Source organism: uncultured Pseudokineococcus sp., assembly GCF_947495735.1.
Taxonomy (GTDB): Bacteria; Actinomycetota; Actinomycetes; order Actinomycetales; family Quadrisphaeraceae; genus Pseudokineococcus.
Genome location: NZ_CANMAA010000006.1, coordinates 16,874 through 33,964 on the forward strand (window position 1 = coordinate 16,874; position 17,091 = coordinate 33,964).

27 protein-coding genes are annotated in these 17,091 nt (G+C 70.9%); all 27 read left to right on the top strand.

Annotated elements, in window-relative coordinates; genetic code table 11:
- Positions 1-57: 57 nt before the first annotated feature.
- The 27 genes from rpsL (at position 58) to Q0848_RS10070 (ending at position 17,088) form a co-directional block, all read left to right on the top strand.
- The gene (rpsL, locus tag Q0848_RS09940) at positions 58-432 is read left to right on the top strand and encodes a 30S ribosomal protein S12 (protein ID WP_123379914.1); all 375 of its coding nucleotides are present in this window, start codon (positions 58-60) and stop codon (positions 430-432) included.
- Positions 432-902 (top strand): 30S ribosomal protein S7, encoded by a 471-nt coding sequence (gene rpsG, locus Q0848_RS09945; RefSeq protein WP_299037084.1) that lies wholly within the window; start codon positions 432-434, stop codon positions 900-902. Before rpsL ends, rpsG begins: the two co-directional genes overlap by 1 nt.
- A gap of 114 nt (positions 903-1,016) precedes the next feature.
- Positions 1,017-3,125 carry an elongation factor G gene (fusA, locus tag Q0848_RS09950; protein WP_366146524.1) on the top strand — a complete coding sequence of 703 codons (2,109 nt, stop codon included), beginning with the start codon at positions 1,017-1,019 and terminating at the stop codon, positions 3,123-3,125.
- Between the two features lie 114 nt (positions 3,126-3,239).
- Positions 3,240-4,433, top strand: a complete 1,194-nt coding sequence (gene tuf, locus Q0848_RS09955) for an elongation factor Tu (RefSeq protein ID WP_299037086.1) — start codon at positions 3,240-3,242, stop codon at positions 4,431-4,433.
- 525 nt (positions 4,434-4,958) lie between these two features.
- Complete coding sequence (gene rpsJ / locus Q0848_RS09960; protein WP_299037088.1) at positions 4,959-5,267, top strand: 30S ribosomal protein S10; 309 nt, start codon at positions 4,959-4,961, stop codon at positions 5,265-5,267.
- A gap of 14 nt (positions 5,268-5,281) precedes the next feature.
- The gene (rplC, locus tag Q0848_RS09965; RefSeq protein WP_299037090.1) at positions 5,282-5,956 is read left to right on the top strand and encodes a 50S ribosomal protein L3; all 675 of its coding nucleotides are present in this window, start codon (positions 5,282-5,284) and stop codon (positions 5,954-5,956) included.
- Between the two features lie 4 nt (positions 5,957-5,960).
- The gene (rplD, locus tag Q0848_RS09970) at positions 5,961-6,668 is read left to right on the top strand and encodes a 50S ribosomal protein L4 (RefSeq protein WP_299037092.1); all 708 of its coding nucleotides are present in this window, start codon (positions 5,961-5,963) and stop codon (positions 6,666-6,668) included.
- A 59-nt stretch (positions 6,669-6,727) separates the two neighbouring features.
- Complete coding sequence (gene rplW / locus Q0848_RS09975; protein ID WP_299037420.1) at positions 6,728-7,033, top strand: 50S ribosomal protein L23; 306 nt, start codon at positions 6,728-6,730, stop codon at positions 7,031-7,033.
- A gap of 27 nt (positions 7,034-7,060) precedes the next feature.
- Positions 7,061-7,897, top strand: coding sequence for a 50S ribosomal protein L2 (gene rplB / locus Q0848_RS09980; protein ID WP_299037094.1), 837 nt, complete (start codon positions 7,061-7,063; stop codon positions 7,895-7,897).
- Between the two features lie 11 nt (positions 7,898-7,908).
- Positions 7,909-8,190, top strand: a complete 282-nt coding sequence (gene rpsS / locus Q0848_RS09985; RefSeq protein ID WP_299037096.1) for a 30S ribosomal protein S19 — start codon at positions 7,909-7,911, stop codon at positions 8,188-8,190.
- A 77-nt stretch (positions 8,191-8,267) separates the two neighbouring features.
- Positions 8,268-8,660 (top strand): 50S ribosomal protein L22, encoded by a 393-nt coding sequence (rplV, locus tag Q0848_RS09990; RefSeq protein WP_299037098.1) that lies wholly within the window; start codon positions 8,268-8,270, stop codon positions 8,658-8,660.
- Positions 8,660-9,478: a 30S ribosomal protein S3 gene (gene rpsC / locus Q0848_RS09995; RefSeq protein WP_299037100.1), complete on the top strand. Its 819-nt coding sequence runs from the start codon at positions 8,660-8,662 to the stop codon at positions 9,476-9,478. The genes rplV and rpsC overlap by 1 nt, the downstream gene beginning before the upstream one ends.
- A gap of 3 nt (positions 9,479-9,481) precedes the next feature.
- Positions 9,482-9,901, top strand: coding sequence for a 50S ribosomal protein L16 (gene rplP / locus Q0848_RS10000; RefSeq protein ID WP_299037102.1), 420 nt, complete (start codon positions 9,482-9,484; stop codon positions 9,899-9,901).
- Positions 9,901-10,152 carry a 50S ribosomal protein L29 gene (gene rpmC, locus Q0848_RS10005; RefSeq protein ID WP_299037103.1) on the top strand — a complete coding sequence of 84 codons (252 nt, stop codon included), beginning with the start codon at positions 9,901-9,903 and terminating at the stop codon, positions 10,150-10,152. The genes rplP and rpmC overlap by 1 nt, the downstream gene beginning before the upstream one ends.
- A 7-nt stretch (positions 10,153-10,159) precedes the next feature.
- Positions 10,160-10,465, top strand: a complete 306-nt coding sequence (gene rpsQ, locus Q0848_RS10010) for a 30S ribosomal protein S17 (RefSeq protein WP_299037421.1) — start codon at positions 10,160-10,162, stop codon at positions 10,463-10,465.
- 136 nt (positions 10,466-10,601) lie between these two features.
- The gene (rplN, locus tag Q0848_RS10015; RefSeq protein ID WP_299037105.1) at positions 10,602-10,970 is read left to right on the top strand and encodes a 50S ribosomal protein L14; all 369 of its coding nucleotides are present in this window, start codon (positions 10,602-10,604) and stop codon (positions 10,968-10,970) included.
- 1 nt (position 10,971) lies between these two features.
- Entirely contained in the window at positions 10,972-11,331 is a 360-nt protein-coding gene (rplX, locus tag Q0848_RS10020; RefSeq protein ID WP_299037106.1) for a 50S ribosomal protein L24, read from the top strand.
- Positions 11,328-11,918 (top strand): 50S ribosomal protein L5, encoded by a 591-nt coding sequence (rplE, locus tag Q0848_RS10025; RefSeq protein WP_366146525.1) that lies wholly within the window; start codon positions 11,328-11,330, stop codon positions 11,916-11,918. The genes rplX and rplE overlap by 4 nt, the downstream gene beginning before the upstream one ends.
- 1 nt (position 11,919) lies before the next feature.
- A complete protein-coding gene (locus Q0848_RS10030; RefSeq protein ID WP_299037108.1) occupies positions 11,920-12,105 on the top strand; it encodes a type Z 30S ribosomal protein S14 in 186 nt (61 codons plus the stop codon).
- A gap of 178 nt (positions 12,106-12,283) precedes the next feature.
- On the top strand, positions 12,284-12,682 hold the full coding sequence (gene rpsH, locus Q0848_RS10035) for a 30S ribosomal protein S8 (RefSeq protein WP_299037110.1): 399 nt from the start codon (positions 12,284-12,286) through the stop codon (positions 12,680-12,682).
- 17 nt (positions 12,683-12,699) lie between these two features.
- The gene (rplF, locus tag Q0848_RS10040) at positions 12,700-13,239 is read left to right on the top strand and encodes a 50S ribosomal protein L6 (protein ID WP_299037112.1); all 540 of its coding nucleotides are present in this window, start codon (positions 12,700-12,702) and stop codon (positions 13,237-13,239) included.
- Positions 13,239-13,634 (top strand): 50S ribosomal protein L18, encoded by a 396-nt coding sequence (gene rplR / locus Q0848_RS10045; RefSeq protein WP_299037114.1) that lies wholly within the window; start codon positions 13,239-13,241, stop codon positions 13,632-13,634. Before rplF ends, rplR begins: the two co-directional genes overlap by 1 nt.
- A gap of 51 nt (positions 13,635-13,685) precedes the next feature.
- Complete coding sequence (gene rpsE, locus Q0848_RS10050) at positions 13,686-14,309, top strand: 30S ribosomal protein S5 (RefSeq protein ID WP_299037116.1); 624 nt, start codon at positions 13,686-13,688, stop codon at positions 14,307-14,309.
- On the top strand, positions 14,309-14,491 hold the full coding sequence (gene rpmD / locus Q0848_RS10055; protein WP_299037118.1) for a 50S ribosomal protein L30: 183 nt from the start codon (positions 14,309-14,311) through the stop codon (positions 14,489-14,491). Before rpsE ends, rpmD begins: the two co-directional genes overlap by 1 nt.
- A gap of 2 nt (positions 14,492-14,493) precedes the next feature.
- A complete protein-coding gene (gene rplO, locus Q0848_RS10060) occupies positions 14,494-14,964 on the top strand; it encodes a 50S ribosomal protein L15 (protein WP_366146526.1) in 471 nt (156 codons plus the stop codon).
- Positions 14,965-15,235: 271 nt separating this feature from the next.
- Entirely contained in the window at positions 15,236-16,531 is a 1,296-nt protein-coding gene (secY, locus tag Q0848_RS10065) for a preprotein translocase subunit SecY (RefSeq protein ID WP_299037120.1), read from the top strand.
- Positions 16,528-17,088, top strand: coding sequence for an adenylate kinase (locus Q0848_RS10070; protein WP_299037121.1), 561 nt, complete (start codon positions 16,528-16,530; stop codon positions 17,086-17,088). Before secY ends, Q0848_RS10070 begins: the two co-directional genes overlap by 4 nt.
- The last annotated feature ends 3 nt before the right edge of the window (positions 17,089-17,091 follow it).

Here is a 17,091-nt window from a genome sequence, read left to right on the forward strand (position 1 = left end):
CGAGAGCCGCCTGCCCAGGGCGGCGGCCCAGCACAGACGACAGACGGAGATGCACCGGTGCCCACGATCCAGCAGCTGGTCCGCAAGGGCCGGCAGGACAAGGTCGGGAAGCAGAAGACCCCGGCCCTCAAGGGGAGCCCCCAGCGCCGCGGCGTGTGCACCCGCGTGTACACCACGACGCCCAAGAAGCCGAACTCGGCGCTGCGCAAGGTCGCGCGCGTGCGGCTCTCCAGCGGCATCGAGGTCACGGCCTACATCCCGGGCGTGGGGCACAACCTGCAGGAGCACTCGATCGTGCTCGTGCGCGGCGGTCGCGTGAAGGACCTGCCGGGCGTGCGCTACAAGATCGTCCGCGGCTCCCTGGACACCCAGGGCGTGAAGAACCGCAAGCAGGCGCGGAGCCGCTACGGAGCGAAGAAGGAGAAGCGCTGATGCCTCGCAAGGGCCCGGCCCCGAAGAGGCCGCTCGTGATCGACCCCGTCTACGGCTCCCCGCTGGTCACCCAGCTGGTGAACAAGGTCCTGGTGGACGGCAAGAAGTCCACCGCCGAGCGCATCGTGTACGGCGCGCTCGAGGGCGCTCGCGCCAAGACGGGCAACGACCCGGTCATCGCGCTCAAGCGCGCGCTCGACAACGTCAAGCCCGCCCTCGAGGTCCGCAGCCGCCGCGTCGGCGGTGCGACCTACCAGGTGCCCGTCGAGGTCCGCGCGGGCCGCTCGACGACGCTGGCCCTGCGCTGGCTCGTCGGCTACTCCAAGGCCCGTCGTGAGAAGACCATGACGGAGCGCCTGATGAACGAGATCCTCGACGCCAGCAACGGCCTCGGTGCCGCGGTGAAGCGCCGTGAGGACACGCACAAGATGGCCGAGTCCAACAAGGCCTTCGCGCACTACCGCTGGTGAGCCGGTGGCGCGCGGCGGGGGAGACCCTCCCGTCGCGCGCCCGCTCCCGCGCAGCGACCCCTCACCGAAGGGTCGCCCCCACCGCTCCACGACCCAGGGAAGAGGCAGCGCCTAGTGGCACAGGACGTCCTGACGGATCTGCTCAAGGTCCGCAACATCGGGATCATGGCGCACATCGACGCCGGCAAGACCACCACCACCGAGCGGATCCTCTTCTACACGGGGATCAACTACAAGATCGGTGAGGTCCACGACGGCGCGGCCACCATGGACTGGATGGAGCAGGAGCAGGAGCGGGGGATCACGATCACCTCGGCCGCGACCACCTGCTTCTGGGAGGGCACCCAGATCAACATCATCGACACGCCGGGGCACGTCGACTTCACCGTCGAGGTGGAGCGGTCCCTGCGCGTGCTCGACGGCGCCGTCGCCGTCTTCGACGGCAAGGAGGGCGTCGAGCCCCAGTCCGAGACGGTCTGGCGCCAGGCCGACAAGTACGACGTCCCGCGCATCTGCTTCGTCAACAAGATGGACAAGCTCGGCGCGGACTTCTTCTTCACCGTCCGGACCATCACCGAGCGCCTCGGCGCCAAGCCGCTGGTCCTGCAGATCCCGATCGGGGCCGAGAACGACTTCATCGGCGTCGTCGACCTGATCCACATGCGGGCCCTCACCTGGCGCGGCGAGACGGGCAAGGGCGAGGCCTACGAGGTCGAGGAGATCCCGGCCGACCTGGTCGAGGTCGCCGCCGAGTACCGCGACAAGCTCCTCGAGGCCATCGCGGACACCAGCGAGTCGCTGATGGAGAAGTACCTCGGTGGCGAGGACATCGCGCCGGAGGAGATCAAGGAGGCCGTCCGCAAGGTCACGGTCGCCAGCGAGCAGTACCCGGTGCTCTGCGGGTCGGCGTTCAAGAACAAGGGCGTGCAGCCCATGCTCGACGCCGTCCTGGACTACCTGCCGACGCCGCTCGACGTCGAGGCCGTCAACGGCCACGACGTGCGCGACGAGGAGAAGGTGATCGTCCGCCACGCCGACGTCACCGAGCCCTTCTCGGCGCTGGCGTTCAAGGTCGCCTCGCACCCCTTCTTCGGCAAGCTGACCTACGTGCGCGTGTACTCCGGTCGCGTCGCTGCCGGCTCGCCGGTCACCAACTCGACCAAGGGCAAGAAGGAGCGCATCGGGAAGCTCTTCCAGATGCACTCGAACAAGGAGAACCCGGTCGACGAGGCCCGCGCCGGCCACATCTACGCGATGATCGGCCTGAAGGACACGACCACGGGCGACACCCTGTGCGACCCGCAGGACCAGGTGGTCCTCGAGTCGATGACCTTCCCCGAGCCGGTCATCTCCGTGGCCATCGAGCCCAAGACCAAGGGCGACCAGGAGAAGCTGAGCACGGCCATCCAGAAGCTCGCCGAGGAGGACCCGACCTTCCAGGTCCAGCTCGACGAGGAGACCGGCCAGACGATCATCAAGGGGATGGGCGAGCTCCACCTCGACATCCTCGTGGACCGGATGCGCCGCGAGTTCCGCGTCGAGGCGAACGTCGGCAAGCCGCAGGTCGCCTACCGCGAGACCATCCGTCGCTCCGTCGACAAGATCGACTACACGCACAAGAAGCAGACCGGCGGTTCCGGCCAGTTCGCCAAGGTGCAGGTGTCGATCGAGCCGCTGGACACCAGCGAGGCCGACGCGGCGATGTACGAGTTCTCCAACAAGGTCACCGGTGGCCGCGTGCCCCGCGAGTACATCCCGAGCGTCGACGCCGGCATCCAGGACGCGATGGCGCTGGGCGTCGTGGCGGGCTACCCGATGGTCGGCATCAAGGCGACGCTGCTGGACGGCGCCTACCACGACGTCGACTCCTCGGAGATGGCGTTCAAGATCGCCGGCTCGCAGGTGCTCAAGGAGGCGGTCCGCCGCGCGGACCCCGTGCTCCTCGAGCCGGTCATGGCCGTCGAGGTGCGCACGCCCGAGGAGTACATGGGCGACGTCATCGGCGACATCAACTCGCGCCGCGGCATGATCCAGGCCATGGAGGACGCCAGCGGCGCCAAGGTCGTCCGGGCGCAGGTGCCGCTGTCGGAGATGTTCGGGTACGTGGGTGACCTGCGGAGCAAGACGCAGGGCCGTGCGGTCTACTCGATGTCCTTCGACAGCTACGCCGAGGTCCCGCGCGCGGTGGCCGAGGAGATCGTCAAGAAGGTCCGCGGGGAGTGACCCCCCGGTCCTGACGGACCAGCGCCGGCGCCTCCGGGCGCCGGCGCGCCCCGCCCGGGGCGGCAGCAGCCAGCACCACCGAAGACCACGCCAGAGACATCCCAGGAGGACCCAGTGGCGAAGGCCAAGTTCGAGCGGACCAAGCCGCACGTCAACATCGGCACCATCGGTCACATCGACCACGGCAAGACGACGCTGACCGCGGCGATCACCAAGGTGCTGCACGACAAGTACCCGAACCTGAACCAGGCGTCGGCCTTCGACTCGATCGACAAGGCGCCCGAGGAGAAGGCTCGCGGCATCACGATCTCCATCGCGCACGTCGAGTACCAGACCGAGGCGCGCCACTACGCCCACGTCGACTGCCCGGGTCACGCCGACTACATCAAGAACATGATCACCGGCGCGGCGCAGATGGACGGCGCGATCCTCGTGGTGGCCGCGACCGACGGCCCCATGCCCCAGACGCGCGAGCACGTCCTCCTGGCCCGCCAGGTCAACGTGCCCTACATCGTCGTCGCGCTGAACAAGAGCGACATGGTGGACGACGAGGAGATCCTCGAGCTCGTCGAGATGGAGGTCCGCGAGCTGCTGACCTCCTACGACTTCCCGGGCGACGACGTCCCGGTCGTCCGCGTGTCGGCGCTCAAGGCCCTCGAGGGCGACGCCGAGTGGAGCAACAAGCTCATGGAGCTCATGGACGCCGTCGACACGGCGATCCCCGAGCCCGAGCGCGACGTCGACCAGCCGTTCCTCATGCCGGTCGAGGACGTCTTCACGATCACCGGTCGCGGCACCGTCGTCACGGGTCGCGTCGAGCGCGGCATCGTCAACGTGAACGAGGACGTCGAGATCGTCGGCATCAAGGAGACGAAGACCAAGACGACCGTCACGGGCGTCGAGATGTTCCGCAAGCTCCTCGACGAGGCGCGCGCGGGTGAGAACGTCGGTCTGCTGCTGCGCGGCATCAAGCGCGAGGACGTCGAGCGCGGGCAGGTCATCTGCAAGCCGAACTCGATCGTCCCGCACACGGAGTTCGAGGCGTCCGTCTACATCCTGTCCAAGGACGAGGGCGGCCGGCACAACCCCTTCTACTCCAACTACCGTCCGCAGTTCTACTTCCGGACGACCGACGTCACCGGCGTCATCGAGCTGCCCGAGGGCACCGAGATGGTCATGCCCGGCGACAACACGGACATGAAGGTGAACCTCATCCAGCCGGTGGCCATGGAGCAGGGTCTGCGCTTCACGATCCGCGAGGGCGGGCGCACCGTCGGCGCCGGTCAGGTGACCTCGATCACCCAGTGACACCCCGCCCTCCGGGGCGGTCCGGTCACGCGGTCAGACCCTCGGGTCGGGCCGCCTGATCACCAGCAGGGGCCCGCGCGCTCGTCGCGCGGGCCCCTGCTGCATGCTGGAGGGCCGGGTCGCCGGGTCGCCGCAGGTGCGGCCGGGGGAGTGGGGCCGGGGCGATTGGCCAAGGCCGGGGGCCCTCTGGCAGACTGCACCAGTTGATCCGCGCAGGCTCATGCCCGCGTGCCGCCATCCCGGGTCCTCCTGGGGGTCGAGCGGCGGCCGCACGAGCGGCGCCGGACTCCTGATCCGGAACAGCACGACGCACGCAGATCCACAGCACGACCACGCACACGGAGGTCTCCTCCGGCCAGACCCCCGGGTCGGGTGAGGAGCGAGACCGACCCGCTCGCGAACTGCGCGACACGCCCGACCTCGGGGGTCGGAGCGGGACGCGGTGCGGGCACGGCGGGTCGGGCCCGCGCCGCGGGCCGGCCCGCAGGACCTCAGCGGTACGACGGAGAGAGAGATCGCGACGCCATGGCGGGACAGAAGATCCGCATCCGGCTCAAGTCCTACGACCACGAGGTCATCGACAGCTCGGCGCGCAAGATCGTCGACACGGTGACCCGCGCTGGTGCGACGGTCGTGGGCCCGGTGCCGCTTCCGACGGAGAAGAACACGTTCTGCGTGATCCGCTCTCCGCACAAGTACAAGGACAGCCGCGAGCACTTCGAGATGCGCACGCACAAGCGGCTCATCGACATCATCGACCCCACGCCGAAGGCGGTCGACTCGCTCATGCGAATCGACCTGCCGGCGGACGTGAACATCGAGATCAAGCTCTGAGGACTGCTGACGCCATGACCACCACCACTCCTGACCAGCGCGTCGTCGCGGGTCTGCTGGGGTCCAAGCTGGGGATGACCCAGGTCTGGGACGCCGACGGGCGACTCGTGCCCGTGACCGTCGTCCAGGCCGCGCCGAACGTCGTGACCCAGGTGCGCACCCCCGAGACCGACGGCTACGCCGCCGTGCAGCTCGCCGCCGGCGCCGTCGACCCCCGCCGCGTGACCAAGCCGCTGACGGGCCACTTCGCCAAGGCCGGTGTCACGCCGCGCCGCCACCTCGTCGAGATCCGCACCTCCGACGCCGCCGGGTTCACGGCCGGCCAGGAGGTCACCGCGGAGATCTTCTCGGCGGGGCAGGTCGTCGACGTCGTCGGCACCACCAAGGGCAAGGGCACCGCCGGCGTCATGAAGCGCCACGGCTTCCACGGCGTCGGCGCCTCCCACGGCGCGCACCGCAACCACCGCAAGCCGGGGTCCATCGGCGGGTGCGCCACGCCGGGCCGCGTCTTCAAGGGCATGAAGATGGCGGGCCGCATGGGGCACGTACGCCAGACGACCCAGAACCTGACGGTCCACTCGGTCGACACCGAGAAGGGCCTGATCCTGATCAAGGGCGCTCTGCCCGGCCCCACGGGCGGCGTCGTCCTCGTGCGGACGCCGGCCAAGGCGATCGCGAAGGAGGCCTGAGCCGATGACCACGACCACCGACAGCACGGCCGTCGGCGCCGCGCCGACGACGCGCACCGTCGACGTCCACGACGCGGCGGGTGCCGTCACCGGCACCGTCGAGCTCCCGGGCGCGGTGTTCGACGTGACGTCGAACGTCCCGCTCATCCACCAGGTCGTCGTCGCGCAGCTCGCCGCGGCGCGCCAGGGCACCCACTCCACCAAGACGCGCGGCGACGTGCGCGGTGGTGGCAAGAAGCCCTTCCGCCAGAAGGGCACCGGCCGCGCCCGCCAGGGCTCGACCCGCGCGCCCCAGTTCGCCGGCGGTGGCGTGGTGCACGGCCCGCAGCCGCGGGACTACGCGCAGCGGACGCCCAAGAAGATGAAGGCGGCCGCCCTCCGGGGAGCGCTGTCCGACCGCGCGCGCCACGACCGCGTCCACGTCCTGTCCTCGGTCGTGGAGGGCGCGCCCTCCACCCGGGCCGGGCTGGCCGCCATCCGCGCGCTGCCGGGCACCGGCGGTCGCGAGGGCTTCCTCGTGGTCCTGGACCGCGCGGACGAGACCGCGTGGCTGAGCCTGCGCAACGTCCCGGAGGTCCACCTCCTGCGGGCCGACCAGCTGAACACCTACGACGTGCTGTGCAGCGACGACGTCGTCTTCACGACGGCGGCGCTGCAGGCGTTCCTCGGCGGCTCGCGTGCCGCCACGGCCGAGAGCGAGGGCGAGGCGTGAGCGAGGCAGGCACGACGACGGCCGCGGAGACGACGAGCGACCCGGCGCAGGCCGGCACGCTGTCCGCGCGCTTCGGCAAGGACCCCCGCGACGTGCTCCTCGGGCCGGTGGTCTCCGAGAAGAGCTACTCCCTGCTCGACGAGGGCAAGTACACGTTCCTCGTGGACCCGCGCGCGAACAAGACGGAGATCCGCATCGCCGTCGAGCGCGTGTTCGGGGTCAAGGTGACCGGGGTCAACACGATCAACCGCCAGGGCAAGGCTCGCCGCACGCGGGGAGGGACGGGGCGCCGCAAGGACACCAAGCGCGCCGTCGTGACCCTCCGCGAGGGCGACACCATCGACATCTTCGGCACCACGGCCTGAGCCGGCGCCACAGAAGAGGACTGAAGCATGGGAATCCGCAAGTACAAGCCGACGACGCCGGGCCGACGCGGCTCGTCCGTCGCCGACTTCGTCGAGATCACGCGGTCCACGCCGGAGAAGTCGCTGGTGCGCCCCCTGCCCAAGAAGGGCGGGCGCAACAGCAGCGGCCGGATCACGACGCGCCACCAGGGCGGCGGGCACAAGCGCGCCTACCGGGTGGTCGACTTCCGTCGTCACGACAAGGACGGCGTGCCCGCCAAGGTGGCGCACATCGAGTACGACCCGAACCGCACGGCGCGCATCGCGCTCCTGCACTACGTGGACGGCGAGAAGCGCTACATCATCGCGCCGACGCGCCTGAAGCAGGGTGACGTGGTGGAGAACGGGCCGGGCGCGGACATCCGTCCGGGCAACAACCTCCCGCTGCGCAACATCCCGGTCGGCACGGTGGTGCACGCCATCGAGCTCCGCCCGGGTGGCGGCGCGAAGATCGCCCGCTCGGCCGGCACCTCGGTGCAGCTCGTGGCGCGCGAGGGGGGCAACGCCCAGCTGCGCATGCCCTCCGGCGAGATCCGCAACGTCGACGTGCGCTGCCGCGCCACCGTCGGCGAGGTCGGCAACGCCGAGCAGTCGAACATCAACTGGGGCAAGGCCGGGCGCATGCGCTGGAAGGGCCGTCGGCCCACCGTGCGCGGTGTCGCCATGAACCCGATCGACCACCCGCACGGTGGTGGTGAGGGCAAGACCTCGGGCGGTCGCCACCCGGTGAGCCCCTGGGGCCAGGCCGAGGGCCGCACGCGGCGCCCGGGCAAGCCCAGCGACAAGCAGATCGTCCGCCGGCGCCGCACCGGCAAGAAGCGCTGAGGAGACCGGACATGCCGCGCAGCCTGAAGAAGGGCCCGTTCGTCGACGACCACCTGCAGAAGAAGGTGGACGTGCAGAACGAGAAGGGCACCAAGAACGTCATCAAGACCTGGTCCCGGCGCTCCGTCGTCACCCCGGACTTCCTGGGCCACACGTTCGCCGTGCACGACGGGCGCAAGCACGTCCCGGTCTTCGTCACCGAGGCGATGGTCGGCCACAAGCTCGGGGAGTTCGCTCCCACGCGGACGTTCCGCGGCCACGTGAAGGACGACCGCAAGGCTCGTCGTCGCTGACCTCCGGGTCGGCGGCGAGCCCTCACGGGCAGCACTCGTGGAACTGAAGGCGTAGAGGAAGAGAAGGCAGGACAGCGATGGAAGCCATGGCGAAGGCGCGCTACGTGCGCGTCACGCCCCAGAAGGCCCGACGCGTCGTCGACCTCGTCCGCGGCCGGCGTGCGGGCGATGCGCTCGCCGTGCTCGAGTTCGCCCCCCAGGCGGCGAGCGAGCCGGTGCGCAAGGTCGTGCAGAGCGCGATCGCGAACGCTCGCGTCAAGGCCGACCAGGCCGGCGAGGCGTTCGACGAGAAGACGCTCGTCGTCTCGGCGGCCTACGTGGACGAGGGCCCGACGATGAAGCGGTTCCGCCCGCGCGCCCAGGGTCGCGCGGCGCGCATCAACAAGCGCACCAGCCACATCACCGTGGTGGTCGCGCCGACGCCGGCGCGCGCCGCCGCGACGACCTCGACGACGGGGAGGAGCTCCTAGTGGGCCAGAAGGTCAACCCGCACGGCTTCCGGCTGGGCATCACCACCGAGCACCGCTCGCGGTGGTTCGCCGACTCGACGAAGGCGGGCCAGCGCTACCGCGACTACGTGGGCGAGGACGTCTCGATCCGCAAGCTCATGTCCACGGGCATGGAGCGCGCCGGCATCGCCAAGGTCGACATCGAGCGCACCCGCGACCGCGTCCGCGTGGACATCCACACGGCGCGCCCGGGCATCGTCATCGGTCGCCGCGGCGCCGAGGCGGACCGCCTGCGCGGCGAGCTCGAGAAGCTCACCGGCAAGCAGGTGCAGCTCAACATCCTCGAGGTCAAGAACCCCGAGACGGACGCGCAGCTGGTCGCCCAGGGCATCGCCGAGCAGCTCGCCAGCCGCGTGGCCTGGCGCCGCGCCATGCGCAAGGGCATGCAGACGGCGACGCGCGCGGGCGCCAAGGGCATCCGCGTGCAGTGCGCCGGCCGTCTGGGCGGCGCCGAGATGAGCCGCTCGGAGTTCTACCGCGAGGGCCGTGTGCCCCTGCACACGCTCCGCGCCAACATCGACTACGGCACCTACGAGGCCAAGACGACCTTCGGTCGCATCGGCGTCAAGGTGTGGATCTACAAGGGCGACCTCACGAGCCGCGAGCTGGCGCAGCAGCAGGCCAACGCTCCGCGTGGTCCCCGCGGCCCGGGCGGGCCCCGCGCCGAGCGCCCCGCCCGCGGGCGTCGTCCCGGCAGCGACGGCCCCCCGGCGTCGGCTCCGGCCACGGACGCCGGTGCCGCGCCGCAGGCCGTCGCGAACCCCGGAACGGAGGGCTGAGGCGTGCTCGTCCCGCGCAGGCTGAAGCACCGCAAGCAGCACCACCCCAGGCGCACCGGCGCCGCCAAGGGCGGCACCGCGATCGCCTTCGGCGACTACGGCATCCAGGCGCTCGAGCCGGCGTACGTCACCAACCGGCAGATCGAGTCCGCCCGCATCGCCATGACCCGCTACATGAAGCGCGGCGGGAAGGTGTGGATCAACATCTACCCGGACCGCCCGATCACGAAGAAGCCCGCCGAGACCCGCATGGGCTCCGGCAAGGGCTCGCCGGAGTGGTGGGTCGCGAACGTCAAGCCGGGCCGGATGATGTTCGAGCTGTCCGGCGTCCCGGAGGACGTGGCCCGCGAGGCCATGCGCCTCGCCATCCACAAGCTGCCGATGAAGTGCCGCTTCGTCGTGCGCGAGGGGAGTGACTTCTGATGGCCGTCGGCAGCGAGGACCTGGCTCCCGCGAAGCTCCGCGACAAGGACTCCGACCAGCTGGTCGAGGAGCTGCGCCGCGCGAAGGAGGAGCTCTTCAACCTCCGCTTCCAGTCGGCCACCGGCCAGCTGGAGAACCACACGCGGCTGCGCGCCGTCCGCCGCGACATCGCGCGCATCTACACGGTGATGCGCGAGCAGGAGCTCGGCATCATCAGCGCCCCGGCCACCGGGGGAGGCAGCAGTGAGTGAGGACGCAGTGAGCACGAGCGAGACGACGAGCGCGGCGGAGGCCGAGGGCTCGCAGACGAGCGGGCGCGGCTACCGCAAGACGCGCCTGGGCGTGGTCAGCAGCGACAAGATGGACAAGACCGTCGTCGTCGTCGTCGAGGACCGCGTCAAGCACCCGCTCTACGGCAAGGTCATCCGCCGGTCGAGCAAGGTCAAGGCGCACGACGAGACGAACGCCTGCGGCATCGGGGACCGGGTGCGGATCGCGGAGACGCGGCCGCTGTCGGCCACGAAGCGCTGGCGCGTCGTCGAGGTGCTCGAGAAGGCCGTCTGACACCGCGGCGGGCCGATCTCCTCCCGGGGACGTCGGCCCGCCGCAGGCACCACCCAGCACCCCAAGCACGCTTTCCCAGAAGTCCGTTCCGCCAGGCTCGGTGCGAGAACCGGCGCGACGACAGGAGTGTCGAACAGTGATCCAGCAGGAGTCGCGGCTCAAGGTCGCCGACAACACGGGTGCCAAGGAGATCCTCTGCATCCGGGTGCTCGGCGGCTCCGGCCGCCGGTACGCCGGCATCGGAGACGTCATCGTGGCGACCGTGAAGGACGCCATCCCCGGTGGCAACGTCAAGAGGGGCGAGGTCGTCAAGGCGGTCGTCGTCCGCACCCGCAAGGAGCGCCGTCGTCCCGACGGCTCGTACATCCGCTTCGACGAGAACGCCGCAGTGATCCTCAAGGCCGACGGCGACCCCCGCGGCACGCGCATCTTCGGCCCGGTGGGCCGCGAGCTGCGCGACAAGCGCTTCATGCGGATCGTCTCGCTGGCCCCGGAGGTGCTCTGACATGCCGAAGCTGAAGATCAAGAAGGGCGACCTCGTCCAGGTCATCTCCGGCGCCACGCAGGCGCGGGGCGGTGACCGGGGCAAGCAGGGTCGCGTCATCGCGGTGATCCCCGAGCGCCAGCGCGTGCTGGTCGAGGGCGTCAACCGCATCACCAAGCACGTCAAGGCCGGCGCCGGGCGCGGCTCGGGCGGCCGCGAGACCGTCGAGGCCCCCATCCACATCAGCAACGTGCAGGTGGTGGACCCCGAGACCGGTCGGCCCACGAGGGTCGGCGTGCGCACCGAGACGACCGAGCGCGACGGGCGGACCGTCACCACGCGCGTCCGCGTGGCCAAGCGCTCCGGCAAGGACATCGCATGAGTGAGACCACCACCGAGCTCGCGACCGACGCCTCGGGCGCGCAGCTGCCCCGCCTGAAGGCCCGCTACCGCGCGGACATCGCCCCGGCGCTGCGCGAGCAGTTCGGCTACCCGAACGTCATGCAGATCCCCGGCCTGGTCAAGGTCGTGGTGAACATGGGCGTGGGCGAGGCCGCTCGCGACTCCAAGCTCATCGACGGAGCCGTCCGCGACCTGACCACCATCACCGGCCAGAAGCCGCAGGTGACCCGGGCGCGCAAGTCCATCGCGCAGTTCAAGCTGCGCGAGGGCATGCCGATCGGCTGCCACACCACGCTGCGCGGTGACCGCATGTGGGAGTTCCTCGACCGGCTCGTGTCGCTGGCGCTGCCCCGGATCCGCGACTTCCGCGGCCTGTCGCCCAAGCAGTTCGACGGGCGCGGCAACTACACGTTCGGCCTCACGGAGCAGTCGATGTTCCACGAGATCGACCAGGACCGCATCGACCGCGTGCGCGGCATGGACGTCACCGTGGTGACGACGGCCCGGAACGACGACGAGGGCCGGGCGCTGCTGCGCCAGCTCGGCTTCCCCTTCAAGGAGGACTGACATGGCGAAGACCGCCCTCATCAACAAGGCCGCCCGCAAGCCGAAGTTCGCCGTCCGCGCGTACACGCGCTGCCAGCGCTGCGGCCGCCCGCACTCGGTCTACCGCAAGTTCGGCCTGTGCCGGATCTGCCTGCGCGAGATGGCCCACCGCGGCGAGCTCCCGGGCATCACCAAGAGCTCCTGGTGAGCTCCCGCCCCCGGCGTCGCCGGGGGCGCGCCGGCGCGCCGCAGCCCGCGGTCGCCGGCGCCTGCACCACCTGAGTCCCACGACAGCGCCGGTCCACCGGACCGGCACGGACGCCTCAGGTCCGCCCCCGCTCCGGCGGGTGCGCGGAAACCGAGGTGAGGAAGGGCGGACGAGCCCGATGACGATGACCGACCCGATCGCGGACATGCTCACGCGCCTGCGGAACGCCAACTCGGCGTACCACGACGACGTGACCATGCCCTACAGCAAGCTCAAGCAGCGGATCGCCGAGATCCTCCAGGCCGAGGGCTACATCGCCGGCTGGGCCGTGGAGGACGCCGAGGTGGGGCGCAAGCTCACCCTCGAGCTCAAGTTCGGCCCGAACCGCGAGCGCTCCATCGCCGGCGTCCGGCGGGTCAGCAAGCCGGGCCTGCGCGTGTACGCGAAGTCGACCAACCTGCCCCGGGTCCTGGGCGGCCTGGGCGTGGCGATCTTGTCCACGTCCTCCGGCCTCCTCACGGACCGGCAGGCCACGAAGCAGGGCGTGGGCGGGGAAGTCCTCGCCTACGTCTGGTAAGGGCGGAGGAGGAACGCATGTCCCGCATCGGCAGACTGCCCATCGACGTCCCCGCCGGCGTCGACATCAGCATCGACGGCCAGGACGTCGTCGTGAAGGGCCCTCGGGGCACCCTCACGCACACGATCCCCGGACCCATCTCGGTGGGTCGCGGCGAGTCCGGGGCCCTCGAGGTCACCCGGCCCGACGACGAGCGGACCAACCGCTCGCTCCACGGCCTCACCCGCTCGCTGCTGGCCAACATGGTCACCGGCGTGACGAGCGGCTACGAGAAGAAGCTCGAGATCGTGGGCACCGGGTACCGCGTGCAGGCGCGCGGCGGCTCCCTCGAGTTCGCGCTCGGCTTCAGCCACCCGGTCGTCATCGCGGCGCCCGAGGGCATCACCTTCACGGTCGAGGCCCCGACCCGCTTCTCGGTGCAGGGCATCGACAAGCAGCTGGTCGGCGAGGTCTCCGCCAACATCCGCAAGCTGCGCAAGCCCGACCCCTACAAGGGCAAGGGCGTCCGCTACGCGGGCGAGCAGGTCCGGCGCAAGGTCGGAAAGGCAGGTAAGTGATGGCACGCAGGTCTCCCTACCGCGGGGTCACGGCGGTCCGCGGCACCGGTACCACCGCCGCGCGCGGCCGTCGCCACCTGCGCGTCCGCAAGAAGGTCTCCGGCACTGCGGCGCGTCCTCGCCTCGTGGTCAACCGGTCCACGCGGCACGTGTTCGTGCAGGTCGTGGACGACACCGTCGGCCGGACCCTGGCCAGCGCGTCGACCATGGAGGCGGACCTCCGCGTCCTGGACGGCGACAAGACGGCCAAGGCCCGCCGCGTCGGCGAGCTGGTGGCCGAGCGCGCCCGTGCCGCGGGCGTCGAGGCCGTGGTCTTCGACCGCGGCGGTAACCGCTACCACGGCCGTGTGGCCGCTGTGGCCGACGGCGCCCGCGAGGGCGGGCTCGCCGTCTGAGCCGGCTCCCCGCCGCCTGACGCGAGACACGAGAGAGAGAAGAGACCAGACATGCCTGGACCCCAGCGCCGCGGCGCCGGCACCGGCACCGGCACGGGCGGCCCCGGCGGGAACGACCGCCGGGGCGGCCGTGACGGCCGCCGTGGCGAGCCCGCGGACCGCAGCCAGTTCCTCGAGCGCGTGGTGACCATCAACCGCGTCTCCAAGGTCGTCAAGGGCGGACGCCGCTTCAGCTTCACCGCGCTGGTCGTGGTGGGCGACGGCGACGGCACCGTCGGCGTCGGCTACGGCAAGGCGAAGGAGGTGCCCGCGGCGATCGCCAAGGGCGTGGAGGAGGCCAAGAAGGCGTTCTTCCGCGTCCCGCGCGCCCAGGGCACGATCCCGCACCCGATCACGGGTGAGGCCGCAGCGGGCGTCGTCCTGCTGCGCCCGGCCTCGCCGGGTACCGGTGTCATCGCCGGTGGCCCGGTGCGCGCCGTGCTCGAGTGCGCGGGCGTGCACGACGTCCTCACCAAGTCGCTCGGCTCGAGCAACGCCATCAACATCGTCCACGCGACGGTGGCGGCCCTGAAGGGCCTCGAGCGCCCCGAGTCCGTCGCGGCGCGCCGCGGCAAGACGCTCGAGGAGGTCGCCCCGGCGGCCCTCGTGCGGGCGATGTCGGGGACGGCGTCCTGATGGCGCGGCTGAAGGTGACCCAGACCCGCTCCAAGATCGGCGGGAAGCAGAACCAGCGCGACACGCTGCGCAGCCTCGGGCTCCGGCGGATCGGTGACGTCGTCGTCAAGGACGACCGTCCCGAGATCCGCGGGATGGTCTCGACGGTCTCGCACCTCGTGTCGTTCGAGGAGGTCGACTGACCATGGCTGACGAGACCACCGGCTCGCGGGGCCACGCCCTGCGCGTCCACCACCTGCGCCCCGCCCCCGGGGCCAAGACCGCGCGCACCCGCGTCGGTCGCGGTGAGGGCAGCAAGGGCAAGACCGCCGGTCGCGGCACCAAGGGCACGAAGGCCCGCTACCAGGTGCCCGCGGGCTTCGAGGGCGGGCAGACGCCGCTGCACATGCGTCTGCCCAAGCTCCGCGGCTTCAAGAACCCCTTCGGCACGACCTACCAGGTCGTGAACCTGGACCGGCTCTCCGAGCTGTTCCCCCAGGGCGGGACCGTGGGCGTCGACGAGCTCGTCGCCGCCGGCGCCGTCCGCAAGAACGAGAAGGTCAAGGTCCTGGGCCAGGGCAGCGCCGACGTCGCGCTGCAGGTCACGGCCCACGCGTTCTCGGCCTCCGCGGTGGAGAAGATCGCCGCCGCGGGCGGGAGCACCAGCACCCTCTGAACCACCCGACGCCCCGCCGCCCACCAGGGTGGCGGGGCGTCGTGCTACCGCCCCCGGGGCGGGCGGGGCGGTGCCGTGGCGCCGCCCGGCCCGTCGTCCGCGCGGAGCGCGCGCCCGCCCGGGTTGTCCCGAGCGGGCGCGCCGCGCGGGTAGTGTCCTTCCCCGGCGCTCCCTGCGAGGCGGGGCGGCGGCCCACCTGACCGCACCGACCCCCGTCGCCGTCCCGGCCTCGGGCTCGGCGACCGCCCGAGCCGGGCGATCTGGAGGAGACGTGCTCAGCGCATTCGTGCGGGCCTTCCGCACGCCGGACCTGCGGCGCAAGCTGCTCTTCACCGCAGGCATCATGGCGATCTTCCGGCTGGGCTCCTTCGTCCCCGTGCCGGGTGTCAGCTACGCGAACGTCCAGCAGTGCCTGTCGACATCGGCGTCGTCCAACGACCTGCTGGGCCTGGTGAACCTCTTCAGCGGGGGAGCGCTGCTGCAGCTCTCCGTCTTCGCGCTGGGGATCATGCCGTACATCACGGCGAGCATCATCACGCAGCTGCTCACCGTCGTGATCCCCCGCTTCGAGGAGCTGAAGAAGGAGGGGCAGTCCGGCCAGGCGAAGCTCACGCAGTACACGCGCTACCTGACGATCGCCCTGGCCGTCCTGCAGTCCTCCACCTACATCGCCGTGGCGCGCGCGGGCCAGCTCTTCCCCGGGTGCGCCGCCGAGATCATCCCGGACGACTCCGTGGTGACGATCGTGCTGATGGTCATCACGATGACGGCGGGCACCGGGCTCATCATGTGGATGGGGGAGCTCATCACCGAGCGGGGCGTCGGCAACGGCATGTCGCTGCTCATCTTCACGTCGATCGCGGCGACGTTCCCCGGCCAGCTGTGGAGCATCGGCCAGAGCCAGAGCCTCGGCGTGATGGCGATCGTCATCGCCGTCGGCCTCGTCATCGTGGCCCTCGTGGTCTTCGTGGAGCAGTCCCAGCGCCGGGTGCCGGTCCAGTACGCCAAGCGCATGGTCGGGCGCCGGATGTACGGCGGCACGAGCACCTACATCCCGATCAAGGTCAACATGGCCGGCGTCATCCCGGTCATCTTCGCCTCGTCGCTGCTGTACCTGCCGGCGCTGGTCGCGCAGTTCAACGACCCGCAGTCCGGCTGGGTGCAGTGGGTGAACGGCAACCTGGTGCAGGGCGACAGCGCGGCCTACATCATCACGTACATCGCGCTCATCATCTTCTTCACCTACTTCTACGTCGGGATCACGTTCAACCCGGACGAGGTCAGCGACAACATCAAGCGCGTCGGCGGGTTCATCCCCGGTGTGCGCGCCGGCCGTCCGACGGCCGAGTACCTCGACTACGTCCTGACCCGCATCACGCTGCCCGGGGCCATCTACCTCGGCTTCGTCGCCCTCATCCCGCTCATCGCCCTCGTGCTGGTCGACGCCACGCAGAACTTCCCGTTCGGCGGGACGTCGATCCTCATCGTCGTCGGTGTCGGCCTCGAGACGGTGAAGCAGATCGAGAGCCAGCTCCAGCAGCGCAACTACGAGGGGTTCCTTCGATGAGGCTCGTCCTCCTGGGCCCGCCGGGAGCCGGCAAGGGCACGCAGGCCGCCCGCCTGGCCGCCGAGCTGGACGTCCCGGCCATCTCCACCGGCGACATCTTCCGCGCGAACGTCACCGAGGGGACCGAGCTCGGGCGCACGGCGAAGCAGTACATGGACGAGGGCGAGTACGTGCCCGACGAGGTGACGAACGCGATGGTGCGCGACCGGCTGCGGGCCGACGACGCCCGGGACGGCTTCCTCCTCGACGGCTACCCCCGCACCCCCGCCCAGGTCGAGGAGCTCGACCTGATGCTGGGCGAGGCGGGCGTCGACGCCGTCGTGCAGCTGACCGTGGACACCGAGGAGGTCGTCGCGCGCCTGGCCCAGAGGGCCACGGAGCAGCAGCGCTCGGACGACGGGGAGGCGGTCCAGCGCCACCGCCTGGAGGTCTACGAGGAGCAGACGGCGCCCTTGGTCGATGTCTACGACCGTCGCGGGCTGCTGCGCCCGGTGGACGGCATGGGCGCCGTGCCCGCGGTGACCGCCCGCATCCTCGCGGCGCTGGACCGGGGCTGATCC

Coding starts and splice junctions, on each gene's coding strand:
- rpsG (WP_299037084.1), top strand. CDS start 432: ATGCCTCGCAAGGGCCCGGCCCCGAAGAGGCCGCTCGTGATCGACCCC.
- rpsJ (WP_299037088.1), top strand. CDS start 4,959: ATGGCGGGACAGAAGATCCGCATCCGGCTCAAGTCCTACGACCACGAG.
- rplC (WP_299037090.1), top strand. CDS start 5,282: ATGACCACCACCACTCCTGACCAGCGCGTCGTCGCGGGTCTGCTGGGG.
- rplD (WP_299037092.1), top strand. CDS start 5,961: ATGACCACGACCACCGACAGCACGGCCGTCGGCGCCGCGCCGACGACG.
- rplB (WP_299037094.1), top strand. CDS start 7,061: ATGGGAATCCGCAAGTACAAGCCGACGACGCCGGGCCGACGCGGCTCG.
- rpsS (WP_299037096.1), top strand. CDS start 7,909: ATGCCGCGCAGCCTGAAGAAGGGCCCGTTCGTCGACGACCACCTGCAG.
- rplV (WP_299037098.1), top strand. CDS start 8,268: ATGGAAGCCATGGCGAAGGCGCGCTACGTGCGCGTCACGCCCCAGAAG.
- rpmC (WP_299037103.1), top strand. CDS start 9,901: ATGGCCGTCGGCAGCGAGGACCTGGCTCCCGCGAAGCTCCGCGACAAG.
- rplX (WP_299037106.1), top strand. CDS start 10,972: ATGCCGAAGCTGAAGATCAAGAAGGGCGACCTCGTCCAGGTCATCTCC.
- rplE (WP_366146525.1), top strand. CDS start 11,328: ATGAGTGAGACCACCACCGAGCTCGCGACCGACGCCTCGGGCGCGCAG.
- Q0848_RS10030 (WP_299037108.1), top strand. CDS start 11,920: ATGGCGAAGACCGCCCTCATCAACAAGGCCGCCCGCAAGCCGAAGTTC.
- rpsH (WP_299037110.1), top strand. CDS start 12,284: ATGACGATGACCGACCCGATCGCGGACATGCTCACGCGCCTGCGGAAC.
- rplF (WP_299037112.1), top strand. CDS start 12,700: ATGTCCCGCATCGGCAGACTGCCCATCGACGTCCCCGCCGGCGTCGAC.
- rplR (WP_299037114.1), top strand. CDS start 13,239: ATGGCACGCAGGTCTCCCTACCGCGGGGTCACGGCGGTCCGCGGCACC.
- rpsE (WP_299037116.1), top strand. CDS start 13,686: ATGCCTGGACCCCAGCGCCGCGGCGCCGGCACCGGCACCGGCACGGGC.
- rpmD (WP_299037118.1), top strand. CDS start 14,309: ATGGCGCGGCTGAAGGTGACCCAGACCCGCTCCAAGATCGGCGGGAAG.
- rplO (WP_366146526.1), top strand. CDS start 14,494: ATGGCTGACGAGACCACCGGCTCGCGGGGCCACGCCCTGCGCGTCCAC.
- Q0848_RS10070 (WP_299037121.1), top strand. CDS start 16,528: ATGAGGCTCGTCCTCCTGGGCCCGCCGGGAGCCGGCAAGGGCACGCAG.